Below are 15,094 nucleotides of genomic sequence, written 5' to 3'. Positions count from 1 at the left end.
TTCCCAAGTCCGCATACTGTCCGATTTCCATTTGGCGGTGCATAACGAAAAACAGACCGACAGGCGCATCAAAAAATCGAAAATTCCGGGAAAGCTGCTTAAGCTTTCCGGGCAAGTCATCCCGCGGAACTCCGATAAGTTCGTAAAGCGCCTGACCAACAACCCGCCGCCTTGTTTTATAGGGATCCACCAACTCCGGAGGGTAAACGTTATATTCCGGTTCTTCCTCAATCCCTTTGCCAATTTTTTCATCGATATCACTGACAAGGGCTGCCAAGGGATCACCGACCAGCACATGCACGTTCCAGGGCTGGAGATTGCCACCCGAAGGAGCTCGTTTGGCAATCTCCAGAATTTCACAGATCGTCTCCTTGGCAACAGGTGTCGGTAAAAATTGACGCACTGTCATGCGCGTCTCAATCGCTGTTGAAACTTTCACCTTATTCTCCTGCTTATCGAAACCTGCTGAACGGTATCAGGCTATCTCAGCCCGACCGTTATTCAGAACTACCAAGTCACGTTCTTTAACCCGACATCGGAAAGACGTTACTGTATCGTCATGCCACATTTCCGTAACGATGGTTTCCCCCGGATATACCGGCGCGGAAAACCGCAACTTCAATGATTTAAGTTTTGCCGGATTATACCCACATGCCTGTTTCACCAATGCATGTCCTGCAACGCCAAGTGACGCCAAACCATGTAGGATTGGGGCTTCAAAGCCTGCGGATTTTGCAACCCGGGGATCCGCATGCAATGGATTGAAATCGCCACTTAATCGATAGATAAGGGCAGCTTGGTCCAAAGTTGGAAGCTCAACAACACTATCAGGCGCACGATCAGGTAATGTATGAGGTTTAGGTGCGTCGACTGACGGTCCACCGAAACCACCATCACCGCGACAAAAAGTTGTGGAAGAAAGCGTCGCCAAGAGATCACCACTCGCTTTTTCCCGAACTTCGCGTGTGGAATACATCAAGGCACCCTTACCTTCACCCTTATCGATGATTTCGGTAATTTTCGTGGTGCCAACGACAGTTCCCTCAGCAGGTAGAGTTTTGTGGATCTCAATGCCTTGCTCTCCATGCAGAACTTTCACCCAATCAACACCAAATTCAGGTTGTTTAAGGAAAAATCCCGGATAGGCAAGCACAACAGACATGGTCGGCAAAGCCAACATGTCTTCTTCATAGGTGAAGCGTAGTTGATCCATATCCAGAGGATCCATGGATACACCGACGCCTAACGCATAAAGAATGCTGTCCTTTGTCGTATAAGTCTGTTCGATATCATCGAACTTCCAGTTTATAAGTTTATCATAGTCAATCGCCATACTTCCTCTCCTTACACCGGATCCCAGCAAAATACATCGCCGGAACGCTCTAATGGTACGAGAGAGGATTTCACCGCAGGTCCGAAACGCGAGGCGACAGTCTCCGGTGTCCAACCTTCAGATGCCTGCAAATTCCGGATCGGGCGTGGTTGGCTCATTAGACAGATTTCGTTATTCCGGACGACAAATATTTGCCCTGTGATATCCGCTGCAGCGTTCGCCAAAAGATACACGGCAAGCGGTGCAATTTTTTCAGGTGTCATTTGCTGAATTTTGGCAACTCGCTCACGTTCTGCATCAGTCCCTTGCGGAATAGTACCAATCAAGCGCGACCAGGCAAAAGGTGAAATACAGTTTGATCGTACACCAAAACGAGACATATCAAGCGCAATTGAACGAGACAGGCCGGCAATACCGAGTTTTGCAGCCGCATAATTGGCCTGACCAAAATTACCGATCAATCCGGATGTCGATGTCATATGGACGAATGAGCCACTTTGCTGCTCCCTGAAATAGGGTGCCGCAGCACGGCTCACATTGAAGCTTCCCTTCAGATGCACTGCAATCACTGCATCAAATTCCGCTTCTGACATTTTGTGAAAAATGACATCCCGAAGAATACCGGCATTATTGACGATACAATCAATACTTCCAAAGTTCGAGCGGGCATCTTCAATCATTTGACCGGCATCGTCAGCATTCGCCACATTTCCGAAATTGGCAATCGCCTCTCCGCCCGCATCTGCGATTGTCTTGACAACCTCCATCGCCGGAATTTGATCTGCACCGTCGCCCTGCTCTGTTCCGCCAAGATCATTAACAACAACTTTTGCGCCATGCTCAGCGGCCATAATCGCTATTCCACGGCCAATCCCACGACCTGCGCCGGTGACAACAACTACTTTACCTTGAAGCATTTTCTCTTCTGACATCTCAGTCCCTTTATTCTTGTTTTTTGTTAATCCACGAGACACTAACATTCATGAATGAATGTTTCAATCGGCAAATTAAGGCGACGGAAATAATCATGGACATTGGATTGAATTATAAGCAATGGCCAGCCGCAGTCGACAAAAATATTGCGAGACAAACAGAGGCTCTACGGACAGTTAGGTCACCCTACTTTTTACCCGCTTTGGCAAGGGACTGTATAGAAGAGGACGCCACCACTTTTCTTTCGTTGGCATAGGCTTCATGATTTCGCTCAATGTCTTTCGAATTATAGTAATAATTTACGAGCAATCCTGCGGACTGAGACAAACCGTTCGCTGATTTATCCCCCATCCAATTGAGTTGCTCCAGCCGAGCGCCATTACCTAGATGAAAGCGAGCCACAGGATCGAGCGGTCGTTCGCGGCTTTTCTCATTCACTAAATAATGTGCACATAGTTTTTCAAGCGGCTCCTTCACTTGATCAAGGATTGATGCATTGTTGAACCATTCATTTTCCCTAAGTAAAGACTTAACCGCCCCGATTTCTTTAAAAGGAATACCGCCAATTTTTCCTTTGACTGACGTGAGCCATTTCATAAAGCCGGGAACGGGAGACAATGTAGCGAAATGCTTCAAATTCGGGAGTTCTGTTGAAAGTTCTGCCACGACCTGTTTAATCAAGAAGTTTCCAAAACTTATGCCTTTCAGGCCATCCTGACAGTTGCTAATGGAGTAAAAAATAGCCGTATCCGCTTTTCGCGGATCTCCCCGCTCCGCTTCCTGCTGTAAAAGAGGTTGTACTGCATCTGCCAACCCTTTAACCAAAGCAACTTCAACGAATATTAACGGCTCATCCGGCAAGGCTGGATGAAAAAACGCGAAGCATCGCCGATCACTATCCAAACGACGACGCAAATCTTCCCATCCGTCAATTTCATGAACTGCTTCGTACTCAATCAGCTTTTCCAAAATAACTGCTGGGGTACGCCAGTCGATCCGTTCCAGAGACAAAAAACCACGATTGAACCAGGAACTGAGAAGGTGCTTCAAGTCGTTGTCGACAGATTTAAGCTGCGGATATTCGTTCAAATAGCCTACCAGGTTCTTTCGCATACCTACAATCGCCGCCGTCCCACCCGGCGCAAAGTTAATCCTGCGCATAAGCTCTTGCCTGGGCGCCTCAATCGCAGCACTCAAATATTGGTAATTCTGCGGGCTCTGATCCATTTGATAAGCTGCTACCGCTTTATCAATTCGAACCTGATCCGGTGACATTTCATTATCGAGAAACAACAGGAAATTAAGCTGTTCTTCCTCCGTCAACCCTGCCCAAACCTCGACCGCTTCACGGGCAAGCGCCATACCGGACGCCTCCCCTTTTTGCGTCAATAAATCCCGGCACAACCCCTCAATACTATGGTTGCGGGATTTTCCCGTTCCCAGGTCAAGCAATTCCCGTCCGGTGTCGGCAATCGAGTTAAAAATCTGCGAAACAAATGTCGGACTCATCGTTTACTTTATCCCATAATTTTCGTTGGTAGCCAGGTCGCAATCTCAGGAAAAATACATAAAATTACAATGCCAACGATCATACAAAGCATAAATGGAAGAGCGCCTTTCAAGATTGTGGGCAGTGAAATTTCAGGAGCAATTCCGTTAATAACATACAGGTTTAGTCCCACCGGTGGCGTAATCAAGCCGATTTCCATATTTATAGTCAAGATAACCGCAAACCAGTAAGGATCGAATCCTGCACTAATTATTATAGGGAGCAATATTGGCGCCGTCATGACAATCACGGCAACGGGCGGCAAAAAGAATCCAGCGATCAGCAAAAAGACATTGATCATGCCCATCAATACCCACTTATTCACATCAAGTGCCGCTATGTATTCCGCGACAGACTGGGTCACGAATAGGCTGGATAAAGTGTAAGCAAACAGGGCGGACGACCCGATAATCATCAAGATCATAACGCTTTCACGTGTTGAGCTACTCAGGATTTCCCAAATCTTTTTTGGTTGAATGATTTTGTAAATCACGGCGACAAGAACAAGGCAAAAGAATGCGCCAACACCGGCCGCCTCTGACGGCGTCGCGACACCACCATAAAGGACAAATAGAATACCGACTACAATGGCCAAAAACGGTGCAACACGCGGAAGGATTTCAAATTTTTGGCGCCAGGAAAAACTTCCGATTTTTTCGCGAAAATCATAGCCGCTCCGCCAGGCGAAGAAAATGGCCCAAGCCATGAATAAAGCTGTTAGGAGCAGCCCTGGCAAAACGCCGGCAAGAAACAACCGCCCAATAGAGGTTTCCGTCGCAATTCCATAGACAATCATCGTAACCGACGGCGGTATCAATATGCCCAACGTCCCGCCGGCAGCTATGGCGCCTGTTGCAAGACTATCGGGGTATCCCCGCTTTTGCATTTCCGGGATACCCATCTTGCCTATGGCGGCACAAGTCGCCGGAGATGATCCACTCAATGCGGCAAAAACCGAGCAGGCGCCAATATTTGAGATTATTAATCCACCTGGTACGCGCGTCAGCCATCGATCAAGCGCCTCAAAAAGATCTTTACCCGCAGGTGACGACGCTACCGCAGCCCCCATGACAATAAACATCGGAATAGAAACCAGTGAAAACTCACCGATACCGGCAAAGAACGTTTCCGCAATAACCGTGAGACTATCCAGGCCTTCGAAAAAAACCAGGAACGCGATGGATACGAGACCTAATCCAAACGCTACAGGCATCCCTGTCGCAAGAAGAAGGATAACAACGATTGCAGCAAGCAGGCCAATAATAAGGGGATCCATTTTATTCCCCTTCCAGAAGATTATCGGGCTTGGCAAAAGGCTCTTGCAGATTAAAGGCAACCGCGAAGATATCCGCAACATATTGCACACATAACCAAAGCAAGCCCACGAACATGGGTAGGTACGGAATCCATAAGGGCAATTCCCAAACTGTATCTGTTCGCCATCCTGTCTCATAGGCTTCGAAGAAGAATTCATAAGACTGCCAGGTCAAAACTGCACAGAAAGTCAGCGCTAATACTGCTGCAACAAGAGCCAGCACCTTTCGCCCTCCCGGCGACAGGTAATGAGGCAGCAAGTCGACATTTACATGCCCTTTTACCAGCAGGACATAAGGACTACCCAGAAACGTGGCCGCCACAATCGCATATGTGACATATTCCGTTTGCCAGGCTGTTGACGCATTGAGAAAGTAACGTAGAACAACCATTTGGCAGACGACAAGTATGGCAGAGGTGACAAGTAACGCTGCGAATACCCCGAACACCCTTGAAAGAAATTGAATAAATTGGATAAAACTGGACATATCGGTTCCCCCTCGCGGGTAAGCGGGTATAACGAAAAACTCCCGGCATTGCCCCCTCGACAATACCAGGAGTTTTCGGCAATCGGTTTAGTCGACGGCCAATGCTTTCTTGATCAGGACATCACCACCCGGAACTTTTTCTGAAAAGGATTTATATGATGTTTCATTGGCGATATCGCGCCATGCTTTCGCTTGCTCCGGCGTCATGGTGACAACCTCAACACCAGCATCGGTGTAAGCTTTTACAAGCTTGTCATCGAGGCCCTTTGCGGCGCCAAAGAAAAAGTCTTCAGCAACTTTACCAGCCGCCATTAAGGCATCCTGTTGCTCTTTCGTTAGCTTGTCATAACTTTTCTTGGACATCAGAAGCGGCTCATACATAAACCACAGGGCGTTGTCGCCCGGTGCTGTCAAACATTTTGCCTGCTCGTAAATTCGATAAGAAACGAAACTGCCGGAGCTCGTGTTAGCCGCATCGAGAACGCCTGTTTGCATTGCATTATAAATTTCTGAGCTCGGCATGGAAGCAATGGAAGCCCCTGCTCCAACAAGCATTTGCTCAAAAGCTTTACCCGCCGCGCGCGTCACTTGCCCTTTCATGGTTTCGGGGCTTGTAATACATGTTGTTTTGGAGGCAAATCCACCTGCCAGCCAGGCATCTGCCAATACGACAACGCCCGCATCATTTATAATTTGCTTGATATCGTCCATAAAGGGCGAACTGTTCAGGCGCATGGCATGATCGTGATTTTTCACGAGGCCCGGCATAAGTGTCGCGTCAAATTCCGGGTGGCGTCCGGCGGCATAAGCCAAAGGGAAAGCCGAAATATCGAGCTGCCCCTTCACCATTGCACCCCATTGCTCCTTCGGCTTATAAAGGCTTTTTCCCGGATATACTTTTACATCAATACCGACATCTGCATTGCCCACTTCACGGGCAATGATCTGTACCATTTCGTCACGCACATCGCCTTTACCGCCAGGCCATTGATGCGATGCCTTTAATGTTTCTGCTTGCGCTGTGAAGCCTGTCAATGCGGAAAGCCCGACGCCAACTGCGATCGCCAAGGGTACAGTTTTTGATATAATATTTTTAGTTTTCATTTTGTTGTTCCTCCCAGAACCAGAGCCGCTTTGAAGCGATAGAATTAAGTGCCGCCCACTTTGCACCTGAAGCGAGCCGCCGCAAAGGATTGTATGTGACAATTCATCTCTTGTATACAAAAAATAATTTCCTGCACACAAAAATAATGCTAGAGTAACCTTGAATTAGGATTGGATGCATTATGTCGACTTCGCGCGCTAACGAACTCTTGCCTGTCTTGGAACAGGAAATTGTGACAGGAACTTTGCCACCTGGGACACGTTTGGATGAAACCATTCTCGCCGAACGATTTGGTGTCTCCCGGACGCCGGTCCGTGAAGCCTTGAACAGGCTTTCGGCCACTGGACTAATCGAAATCCGGCCACGTCGAGGGGCAATCGTCGCTGAGATATCTGTCCAAGACCTAATGAATATGTTCGAAGTAATGGCAGAGCTTGAGGCAACTTGCGCCAAACTGGCCGCACGACGCATTACCCCCGAAGAGAAAAAAGCTCTCTTGAAAGCACATCAGGCATGTGATTCACTGGCTAGCGGCGAAGAGCATGACTTATACTATGAACGCAATACCCACATGCATAATTTGATTTATCAGGCAAGCCACAATGCCTTTTTGGAGAAACAAACCAAAGACCTTCGTCAAAGACTGTCCCCGCACCGTCGGTTACAGGTTCGAATTCCTGGACGAATGATTTCTTCATCAAGTGAACATGATGCACTGGTCACGGCTATTCTCAATGGTAATTCTACCCTTGCAGAAAAGCTTACGCGCGATCATGTTACCATTCAGGGAGAGCGTTTTACCGATTTTCTGGCAACGCTCCCTGCGCACTACCTCCGCAACTCAGCTTAGTAATTTAAAGTACCCATAGCACATTATGACAAATAAAAATCTTTACACTCTTTTTGAAGAGCATTTCCCGGCTGACAAATCCTCAACAGCGTTTGAAGGGCCCGATGTTCAAACTTATAGTTTCGAGCAAATAGGCACGCAATCCGCTCAGATGGCTAATTTACTGGTCAACACTGGCGCAAAACCGGGGGACAGGGTCGCCGTGCAAGTTGGAAAGTCCGTAGAAGCGGTCATTCTTTACCTCGCCTGCTTACGCGCGGGGTTAGTGTATTTACCCCTCAATACGGCGTATAAAGCCGCTGAAATCGACTATTTTGTCGGTGATGCATCTCCAGCCATTGTTGTATGTGACCCCTCTTCCCTTAAGGAGATATCTGAAATCTCTAAGAAAGCTGGTGTTTTAGAGGTCTTGACCCTCGATTTAAATGGTCACGGCAGCCTATCAGAAGGCACAGCTGCTTGCTCCGTGAAATTCGAAACGGTTTCCTGTGCGGCTGATGATCTGGCGGCAATCTTGTACACTTCCGGGACAACCGGCAGATCAAAAGGCGCCATGCTGACACATGACAATCTGGCTTCTAACGCAAGGTCATTACATAAGGCATGGCATTTCGATCAACAGGACGTTTTATTGCATGCCCTTCCGATCTTTCATGTACATGGATTATTTGTCGCCCTCCACTGCGCACTGTTAACCGGCATCAAAACTATCTTTTTAACGAAATTCGATGCGTCAACAGTGCTTGACTATCTTCCCAAATCAACGGTCTTTATGGGAGTACCGACATTTTACGTGAGACTACTTTCCGAGCCCAATCTATCAAGTGGGTCCTGCCGTAATATGCGCTTATTCACAGCGGGATCTGCGCCATTACTCGAAGAAACTTTTAATGCTTTTTCACAGAGAACCGGCCACACCATCCTCGAACGTTATGGCATGACGGAAGCTGGAATGATTACCACCAATCCTTACGATGGAGAACGTAAAGCAGGCACAGTTGGTTTCCCACTCGATAATGACGTACGCATCACCGATGACACGGGCAAACCGGTACCGGAAGGCGAGATTGGTATTCTTGAAATTAAAGGACCAAATGTTTTTAAAGGATATTGGCAGATGCCGGAGAAAACAGCCGCTGAGTTCAGAAGCGACGGCTATTTCATTACGGGAGATATGACACGTAAAGGAGATGACGGGTATTATCGAATTGTCGGCAGGTCAAAAGATCTCATCATTTCAGGAGGATATAATGTTTATCCCAAAGAAATCGAAAGTTTTATTGATGAAATGCCCGGGATTGAAGAGAGTGCCATTGTTGGGCGCCCTCATGCAGATTTCGGAGAGGCCGTAATAGCATTTGTCGTCCCGACTGCAAGCACCACCAATTTACAGGCGACGGATGTCATCGCTTTTATAAAAGAAAAGCTTGCGAATTTTAAAGTGCCTAAACAGGTTTATGTTGTTGACGCATTACCGCGCAATGCAATGGGGAAAGTTCAGAAAAACGCTTTACGTGATCGCGCATTGGAAGACATGTGAACTGGAAACAATCAGGCTTCCTGCCGCTTCAAATACGCGTTGACCTTAGCCCGATTTCCGCAAGTTGACATAGAGCACCAACGCCGGCGGCCATTTCGAGATAAATTTACGAAATACAAACCACAATCGTCATTTGCGCAAATTTTTGTTTTCTCTGGATGATCAGAAGCCAAGAAATCTGCAATGTCACGGATAATCGGAAAAAGAAGTTTTTCTGGCCCCTCTTCCGCAATAACAGATTTGAGTTCCATTCCATCTTCCGTCGGTACAACTTTATGGAAACTCTTAAATACTGCGAGATGGCTGTTTATTTCCTCGAAAAATCCGGGATCGGCAGGCCAACCCTGCGCCATTTGCGTAAGCACGGACTTAAAGGTCGTCCGTAATTTAGTCAAACTGTCCACGACAGCCTGGCAACGGCCCGGATTTTGAAACAGAAACATATGCAGATCGGAAGCTTCATCCTCATGAAGATGACCGTGGGACTTCAAAAAAGTTAGGAGATCTTCAAACGTACTGAGACCGTCAGCCTCCTGGCCAATGCGTTCGTGGCTATTGGCAAAATCAATTGCCAATCGCCCCCCCAAAGTATAATACCCTTCTGTATTCACAACTCCGGCTTTCACAAGAGCACTTAACTTCGCCACACGCCCACTCCGATTTTCCATTCCAAAAATGCATCACTTTGACGACATGCCAAATCCTACACCAATATACACGATTATACTAGTTTAAATACCAAATATTAACCATATTTATTGGAAAACTACAACATCTAAAAAATAAAGACAGACTGCTAAACAATTGTTTTGTAATACATATATGATCAACATCACTGGTTAGTGTTTTAGACAGGGGGCTGATCTGCTTTTATAAGATGTCGCATATTGCCAATAGAATGACATAATCGTGAAATCTGGCGAAATTATGGTTGATGACGAGACAATTACCAGTTTTCAGCAACAAGAGCTGATAAGCAATTGTTTTTTAATAACGTTTCTTCAAGTCTCGTTCTATCTTCAACTTTACTCAATTTATCTTTCAGTGCCTGCAGGGAGCGTGCCGAGTATTTCGCGACTTGCTGGGTAAACAGGCCCAATGGCAGTTCAACTGAAAAGTCACTGGCGTCTTCAAACACGGCTTTGGAATTGGCAACACTCCATGGCAAATACAACTCACCAATCTCACCCTTGATCAACGGCTCCAATGTCGGTGCAATATGCTGCCAATCTTCCCACTCCCCCATTTCTTTCGGATCCAGCATCCGATCAATCCAGGAAACAATTTCAGGAAAATTCTCTAAAATGATGGTCTTTGTTGTCGGCTGTAGCATACAGCTATATACCTGCCCCCAAATTCCGAAATCCGCAAAGCTGGGTCGTCCACCAAATATATACGGCCTGCGCTTTAAATGACCCTCCAGCCGCATCAAAAGCGTATCAAACGAACTTTCAATGATATTCCTAGTTCCCTCATGGGAGCCAACGAACCTCAATCTTGGCACCATTCTAGTGCGAATTTGAGCAGCTAGCTTCTCTCTTGCGTTCGCATCACCATTGGGCAACGCAGATTGCGCCAAACCGTTAGCGACAGCAATTTGATCAGCATCATTCCACCAACGATAATGAAACATAGGTTTATTGACCCATTCATCTCCGTAATCTTCTAGCAAAAAGGATAAGAATGACAATTCGGCATCTTCTGGACAAATGGATTTTTCCGGATACCGCGTTTCCATCAATTCCATGATAGGTGTTGAATCCTGTAAAACTTCGTTTTCCGGCCCCGCGACAAGAGGCACAAGCGGCAATTTGGCGAGCTTCTGGAATTCTGCAAGATTATCATGCGTTCGCGGGCGCCATTCATGCGGAATGTTTTTATATCTAAAATAGGATCTGACTTTAACCGAAAACGGTGAGTACTCAGAGCCATAAAGTATGTAATTATCTTCAGTCATTTCCCCATATCCATTTAATTTGGCTTCATAGTTTTTATAATTTACTGACGCAGTATGACAGTAAAGAAAATTCCCGAAAAACTCAAAAAAGTTCGTTAAATCAGAGGAGGCTGCTATAATTCGAGCTTAAAATATAAAAGGAAAAGAAGCCTGATTATGAATATCCCAGATTATTTCTCACCGACCTATGCCATAGCCCGGCATCAATTCCTGGATGCCTGCAAAACTCTTGAAATTTCAGTAGAGAGCCATTTGAATAATGAGGCAAAGGGCGCGGAAGGTGAAGAGCTATACATGGACGTCGCCAGAATTGGACCTAGTGACGCCAGTAAGGTTCTGATTATCTCCTCCGCAACACATGGCGGTGAAGGTTTTTGCGGCTCCGGTGTGCAAGTCGGAATGCTGCGAAACAATATGTTTGACAGCTTGCCAGACGATACAGCTGTTTTACTTATTCATGCCATCAATCCCTATGGGTTTTCACATGTCCGGCGGGTAAACGAGAATAATATAGATCTCAATCGAAATTTCCTGGATTATTCAGAAGGCCTCCCGGCGAACCCCGACTATGCGGAAGTGCATCCCTTGATTATTCCAGACGACTGGGATGGACCTGCACATGCAGCGGCGGATGCAAAAATTCAAGACTATATTGCTGAAAAAGGACTTCCGACGTATCAAGCTGCGGTTACCGGAGGGCAGCATATTCACAAGGACGGGGTTTTCTTTGGTGGATTCGAGCCTTCCTGGACGAACAAGACCCTGCGCAGCGTCGTCTCCAAACATGCTGGAGAAAGCAAGCATCTGGCCTTGCTGGATTTTCATACAGGCCTAGGTCCTTATGGACATGGTGAACCAATTTATGTTGGCAACCCCTCAGGACTTCCTCGTGCTATGGAATGGTATGGGGATGATGTTACGTCACCAGAGGCAGGGACTTCATCGTCAGCTGTGGTACGCGGTACAATCGACAACGGTGTCACCCAAATGGCGCCGAATGCATCACATACTTGCGTTGCAATCGAATATGGCACTCTTCCGGTCATGGAGGTGTTAAATGCATTGCGGGCAGACAATTGGCTTTATGTTAAGGGGGACATAAACAGTGACCAGGGGAAAGCCATCAAAAAACAAGTCCGTGATGCCTTTTACTGCGACGCAGACGACTGGAAGGAAATGATCTGGAATAGGGGCATTTCCATGATTCATATGGCGTTGGCCGGACTGGACAAAGCATAACTGACGAGATCATACTAGGAGTAGTTCTTACCAATATTACTGTAACAACTACTCCTATAACGCTTCCGGAAATTGAGTTTTTCCGTGCTTTTTTTAAATGTTTTTAAACGCGTGCCTTATGCTTCTTCAAGCTCGAGGCCCTTGTGGGACAATTTATCCAGTCTCGGCATCAAGTCGAGCAGTTCGCGCGTATATTTCGCCTTCGGGTTCTCAAACAGAGTTTCCGTCGCCGAGACCTCAACCAGCTTTCCCATTTTCATGACGCCAACGCGGTCACACATCTGACGAATTACGGGTAGATCATGACTAATGAACAGCATCGTCAGGCCTAATTCTTCCTGCAAATCTTTGAGAAGATTCAAAATTTGCGCCTGAATAGATACGTCCAATGCTGACGTGGGTTCGTCACATACCAAAAAACGGGGGCGTGTTGCGAGTGCCCTGGCGATTGAAATTCGTTGCCTTTGACCACCTGAAAATTCATGGGGGAATCGGACTGCCGCTTGCGCCCCTAAACCCACATGGTCGAGCAAATCGGTTACAATTTGTTCGACCTCCCGGTTGTTGGACGCCAATTTATGGAATCTTATTGGCTCCGCGACGATATCCATAACGCGCATACGGCCGTTCAAGGATGAGAAAGGATCCTGAAAGATCATCTGCATTTGTCTGCGGAAGTAATCCAACTGATCCGCTGACCTAATTTTCGTTAAATCCGTTCCCGCAAAATTCACTTCGCCCGCCGCTGGTGTATAGAGACTACACACCATGCGCGCTACCGTGGACTTTCCACTTCCACTTTCCCCGACCAGCCCAAAAACTTCACCTTGTTCAATGTCGAAGGACACGTCATCCACGGCATTAAACATGACGCGATTACGCTTTAGCAACGCAGGTTTGGTAACAAATGTCATAACCAGATTTTTCAGGCTCAACAGAGGACCGTCCACATCGTCAAAATCCCTTACTTTCCCAAGCCAATGTGTTGAAAGATCAAGGTCTTTGGTTCGCTCCCCCTCTTCCTCAATATAATTGACCATCGGGAATCTTTTCAGGCGAATATCCGGGCGTGGTACAGCACTAATCAGGCTTCTGGTATAAGGATGATCGGGATCTCCAAGAATTTTGGCCGTCGTCCCTTCTTCTACCAATTTACCGTGATACATGACGGCCACGCGATCCGTGATATCCGCTATGACCCCCATATCATGGGTAATAATCAGCATGCCGACTTGTTTGTCTTTACATAAGCGGCGCATTAACTCCAGGATTTGCGCCTGGATAGAAACATCAAGCGCCGTTGTCGGTTCGTCCGCAATAATTACTTCCGGCTCGGCGCATAATGCAAGTGCAATAACAACGCGTTGGCGCATGCCTCCGGAGAACTGATGCGGAAAGTTTTTAATCCGCATTTCTGGTTCAGGAATACCAACCTGGCGCAGTAAATCTACGGCACGTTCCTGAGATTTCTTCTCACCAAGCTTCAAATGCAACTCAATGGTTTCCACCAGTTGCTGTTCAACCGTTTGCAGCGGATCAAGCGATGTTAGCGGATCCTGAAATATCATCCCAATGCGGCGACCACGAATTTTTCGTTTATCTTCCTGGGATAATGTATCGATCTGCTCCGTTTTTAAAAGCACATGACCTTCGGTCATTTCACCCGGTGGCTCCAACAGACCAATAACGGCATTACCGATCGTTGACTTACCTGCACCGGATTCACCAACCACACCCAATACTTCACCCGGCTGAACCGTCAATGAAACATTATCCACCGCAACGACCGTTCCATGTCGGCTGGGGAATTCGATCCGGAGGTTATTGATATTAAGTAGGTCCATACTCGCCTCCTACCTCAACTTTGGATTAAGGGCGTCACGTAACCAGTCGCCCAAAAGATTAACAGCAAGTACCAAAATCACCAGGGCAGCGCCTGGAAAAATAGTGATCCACCAGTCACCGGAAAACAGATATTCGTTCCCGATACGAATAAGCGTACCCAGAGAAGGCGTTGTTGGCGGCACACCAACCCCCAGAAACGATAATGTCGCCTCCGTAATGATGGCAAGTGCCAAATGGATTGTCGCAATAACCATCACCGGCCCCATAACATTTGGCAGAACATGACGCCGCAAAATCGTTAGCGGGCGGATCCCGATCACGCGAGCTGCTTGTACATATTCCTTGTTTTTTTCAACCAGCGTGGAGCCGCGGACCGTCCGCGCATATTGCACCCACCCCGAAATACCGATCGCAAAGATCAATACATAAATAGATAAATCGGTATGCATCTCTTTTGGAACCACACCCCGGGCAACACCATCAATCAGCAGGGCAATCAAGATCGCGGGAAAGGACAGCTGAATATCGGCGATACGCATGATAATTGCATCCGTTCGTCCCCCTACATATCCACTGATCAATCCAAGGGCGATGCCCACAATCATGGCAAAGATCACAGACGAGAATCCAACAATTAATGAAATACGGGCTCCATACAGAATAGTCGAGAGAATGCCTCGCCCCTGATCATCTGTACCAAGCAGGAACCGCGCATCGCCATATTCATTCCAGGCCGGCGGCATGCTTGCATCCATAATGTCGATGGCCGCCAGATTAAAGGGATCTTGAGGAGATAATACCGGTGCAAAAACAGCCCCGAGTATCATCAAGATTGTTACAACCAGCGACGTAATCGCAACTGGATTGGATTTGAAACTGAACCATACATCGCTGCTGAAAAAGCGCTGCAGGCGTGTCTTTTCAATTGTTTGTTCCATGCA

14 protein-coding genes (1 of these 14 cut by a window edge) are annotated in these 15,094 nt (G+C 47.1%); 3 read left to right on the top strand and 11 right to left on the bottom strand.

What is annotated here, in order from left to right:
• The 7 genes from NBZ79_RS08930 to NBZ79_RS08900 all read right to left on the bottom strand — a co-directional run.
• Positions 1–439 carry the 5' portion of a nitroreductase gene (locus tag NBZ79_RS08930; protein WP_251937655.1) on the bottom strand. Its footprint begins 233 nt before the window's first position, so 439 of the gene's 672 nt are visible here — the first part of the coding sequence; the start codon lies at positions 437–439; its stop codon lies off the left edge, out of view.
• Between the two features lie 36 nt (positions 440–475).
• On the bottom strand, positions 476–1,333 hold the full coding sequence (locus NBZ79_RS08925; RefSeq protein ID WP_251937652.1) for a MaoC/PaaZ C-terminal domain-containing protein: 858 nt from the start codon (positions 1,331–1,333) through the stop codon (positions 476–478).
• 11 nt (positions 1,334–1,344) lie between these two features.
• Positions 1,345–2,265 (bottom strand): SDR family NAD(P)-dependent oxidoreductase, encoded by a 921-nt coding sequence (locus NBZ79_RS08920; RefSeq protein ID WP_251937649.1) that lies wholly within the window; start codon positions 2,263–2,265, stop codon positions 1,345–1,347.
• Positions 2,266–2,452: 187 nt separating this feature from the next.
• Positions 2,453–3,775, bottom strand: a complete 1,323-nt coding sequence (locus NBZ79_RS08915; RefSeq protein WP_251937646.1) for a malonyl-CoA decarboxylase — start codon at positions 3,773–3,775, stop codon at positions 2,453–2,455.
• A gap of 8 nt (positions 3,776–3,783) precedes the next feature.
• Entirely contained in the window at positions 3,784–5,091 is a 1,308-nt protein-coding gene (locus NBZ79_RS08910; protein ID WP_251937643.1) for a TRAP transporter large permease, read from the bottom strand.
• A gap of 1 nt (position 5,092) precedes the next feature.
• The gene (locus NBZ79_RS08905) at positions 5,093–5,617 is read right to left on the bottom strand and encodes a TRAP transporter small permease subunit (protein WP_251937640.1); all 525 of its coding nucleotides are present in this window, start codon (positions 5,615–5,617) and stop codon (positions 5,093–5,095) included.
• Between the two features lie 87 nt (positions 5,618–5,704).
• Complete coding sequence (locus tag NBZ79_RS08900; protein ID WP_251937638.1) at positions 5,705–6,721, bottom strand: TRAP transporter substrate-binding protein; 1,017 nt, start codon at positions 6,719–6,721, stop codon at positions 5,705–5,707.
• A gap of 182 nt (positions 6,722–6,903) precedes the next feature.
• On the opposite strand from NBZ79_RS08900, the gene NBZ79_RS08895 reads away from it, so the two are divergent.
• Positions 6,904–7,572: a GntR family transcriptional regulator gene (locus NBZ79_RS08895; protein WP_251937636.1), complete on the top strand. Its 669-nt coding sequence runs from the start codon at positions 6,904–6,906 to the stop codon at positions 7,570–7,572.
• Positions 7,573–7,597: 25 nt separating this feature from the next.
• Positions 7,598–9,112 (top strand): malonate--CoA ligase, encoded by a 1,515-nt coding sequence (locus NBZ79_RS08890; protein ID WP_251937633.1) that lies wholly within the window; start codon positions 7,598–7,600, stop codon positions 9,110–9,112.
• An 11-nt stretch (positions 9,113–9,123) separates the two neighbouring features.
• Here NBZ79_RS08890 and NBZ79_RS08885 read toward each other — a convergent pair whose 3' ends face one another.
• Both NBZ79_RS08885 and NBZ79_RS08880 read right to left on the bottom strand, forming a co-directional pair.
• Positions 9,124–9,759 carry a CGNR zinc finger domain-containing protein gene (locus NBZ79_RS08885; RefSeq protein ID WP_251937630.1) on the bottom strand — a complete coding sequence of 212 codons (636 nt, stop codon included), beginning with the start codon at positions 9,757–9,759 and terminating at the stop codon, positions 9,124–9,126.
• A 299-nt stretch (positions 9,760–10,058) separates the two neighbouring features.
• Complete coding sequence (locus NBZ79_RS08880) at positions 10,059–11,069, bottom strand: glutathione S-transferase family protein (RefSeq protein ID WP_251937628.1); 1,011 nt, start codon at positions 11,067–11,069, stop codon at positions 10,059–10,061.
• A 156-nt stretch (positions 11,070–11,225) separates the two neighbouring features.
• Between NBZ79_RS08880 and NBZ79_RS08875 the strand changes: the two genes are divergently transcribed.
• Positions 11,226–12,308, top strand: a complete 1,083-nt coding sequence (locus NBZ79_RS08875; RefSeq protein WP_251937625.1) for a M14 family metallopeptidase — start codon at positions 11,226–11,228, stop codon at positions 12,306–12,308.
• Positions 12,309–12,424: 116 nt separating this feature from the next.
• Here NBZ79_RS08875 and NBZ79_RS08870 read toward each other — a convergent pair whose 3' ends face one another.
• Together NBZ79_RS08870 and NBZ79_RS08865 are read right to left on the bottom strand one after the other, a co-directional pair.
• Positions 12,425–14,152, bottom strand: a complete 1,728-nt coding sequence (locus NBZ79_RS08870; RefSeq protein WP_251937622.1) for a dipeptide ABC transporter ATP-binding protein — start codon at positions 14,150–14,152, stop codon at positions 12,425–12,427.
• Between the two features lie 9 nt (positions 14,153–14,161).
• Positions 14,162–15,091 carry an ABC transporter permease gene (locus tag NBZ79_RS08865; RefSeq protein ID WP_251937620.1) on the bottom strand — a complete coding sequence of 310 codons (930 nt, stop codon included), beginning with the start codon at positions 15,089–15,091 and terminating at the stop codon, positions 14,162–14,164.
• Between the last annotated feature and the right edge of the window lie 3 nt (positions 15,092–15,094).

The sequence above is a fragment of the Sneathiella marina genome (assembly GCF_023746535.1).
Classification (GTDB): domain Bacteria; phylum Pseudomonadota; class Alphaproteobacteria; order Sneathiellales; family Sneathiellaceae; genus Sneathiella; species Sneathiella marina.
This window is presented reverse-complemented; position numbering and strand designations above follow the sequence as displayed.

Bases quoted from the DNA above. Each gene is read 5' to 3' on its own strand.
- NBZ79_RS08880 (WP_251937628.1), bottom strand. From the start codon at position 11,069: ATGACTGAAGATAATTACATACTTTATGGCTCTGAGTACTCACCGTTT.
- NBZ79_RS08890 (WP_251937633.1), top strand. From the start codon at position 7,598: ATGACAAATAAAAATCTTTACACTCTTTTTGAAGAGCATTTCCCGGCT.
- NBZ79_RS08925 (WP_251937652.1), bottom strand. From the start codon at position 1,333: ATGGCGATTGACTATGATAAACTTATAAACTGGAAGTTCGATGATATC.
- NBZ79_RS08875 (WP_251937625.1), top strand. From the start codon at position 11,226: ATGAATATCCCAGATTATTTCTCACCGACCTATGCCATAGCCCGGCAT.
- NBZ79_RS08870 (WP_251937622.1), bottom strand. From the start codon at position 14,152: ATGGACCTACTTAATATCAATAACCTCCGGATCGAATTCCCCAGCCGA.
- NBZ79_RS08920 (WP_251937649.1), bottom strand. From the start codon at position 2,265: ATGTCAGAAGAGAAAATGCTTCAAGGTAAAGTAGTTGTTGTCACCGGC.
- NBZ79_RS08910 (WP_251937643.1), bottom strand. From the start codon at position 5,091: ATGGATCCCCTTATTATTGGCCTGCTTGCTGCAATCGTTGTTATCCTT.
- NBZ79_RS08915 (WP_251937646.1), bottom strand. From the start codon at position 3,775: ATGAGTCCGACATTTGTTTCGCAGATTTTTAACTCGATTGCCGACACC.
- NBZ79_RS08900 (WP_251937638.1), bottom strand. From the start codon at position 6,721: ATGAAAACTAAAAATATTATATCAAAAACTGTACCCTTGGCGATCGCA.
- NBZ79_RS08895 (WP_251937636.1), top strand. From the start codon at position 6,904: ATGTCGACTTCGCGCGCTAACGAACTCTTGCCTGTCTTGGAACAGGAA.
- NBZ79_RS08865 (WP_251937620.1), bottom strand. From the start codon at position 15,091: ATGGAACAAACAATTGAAAAGACACGCCTGCAGCGCTTTTTCAGCAGC.
- NBZ79_RS08905 (WP_251937640.1), bottom strand. From the start codon at position 5,617: ATGTCCAGTTTTATCCAATTTATTCAATTTCTTTCAAGGGTGTTCGGG.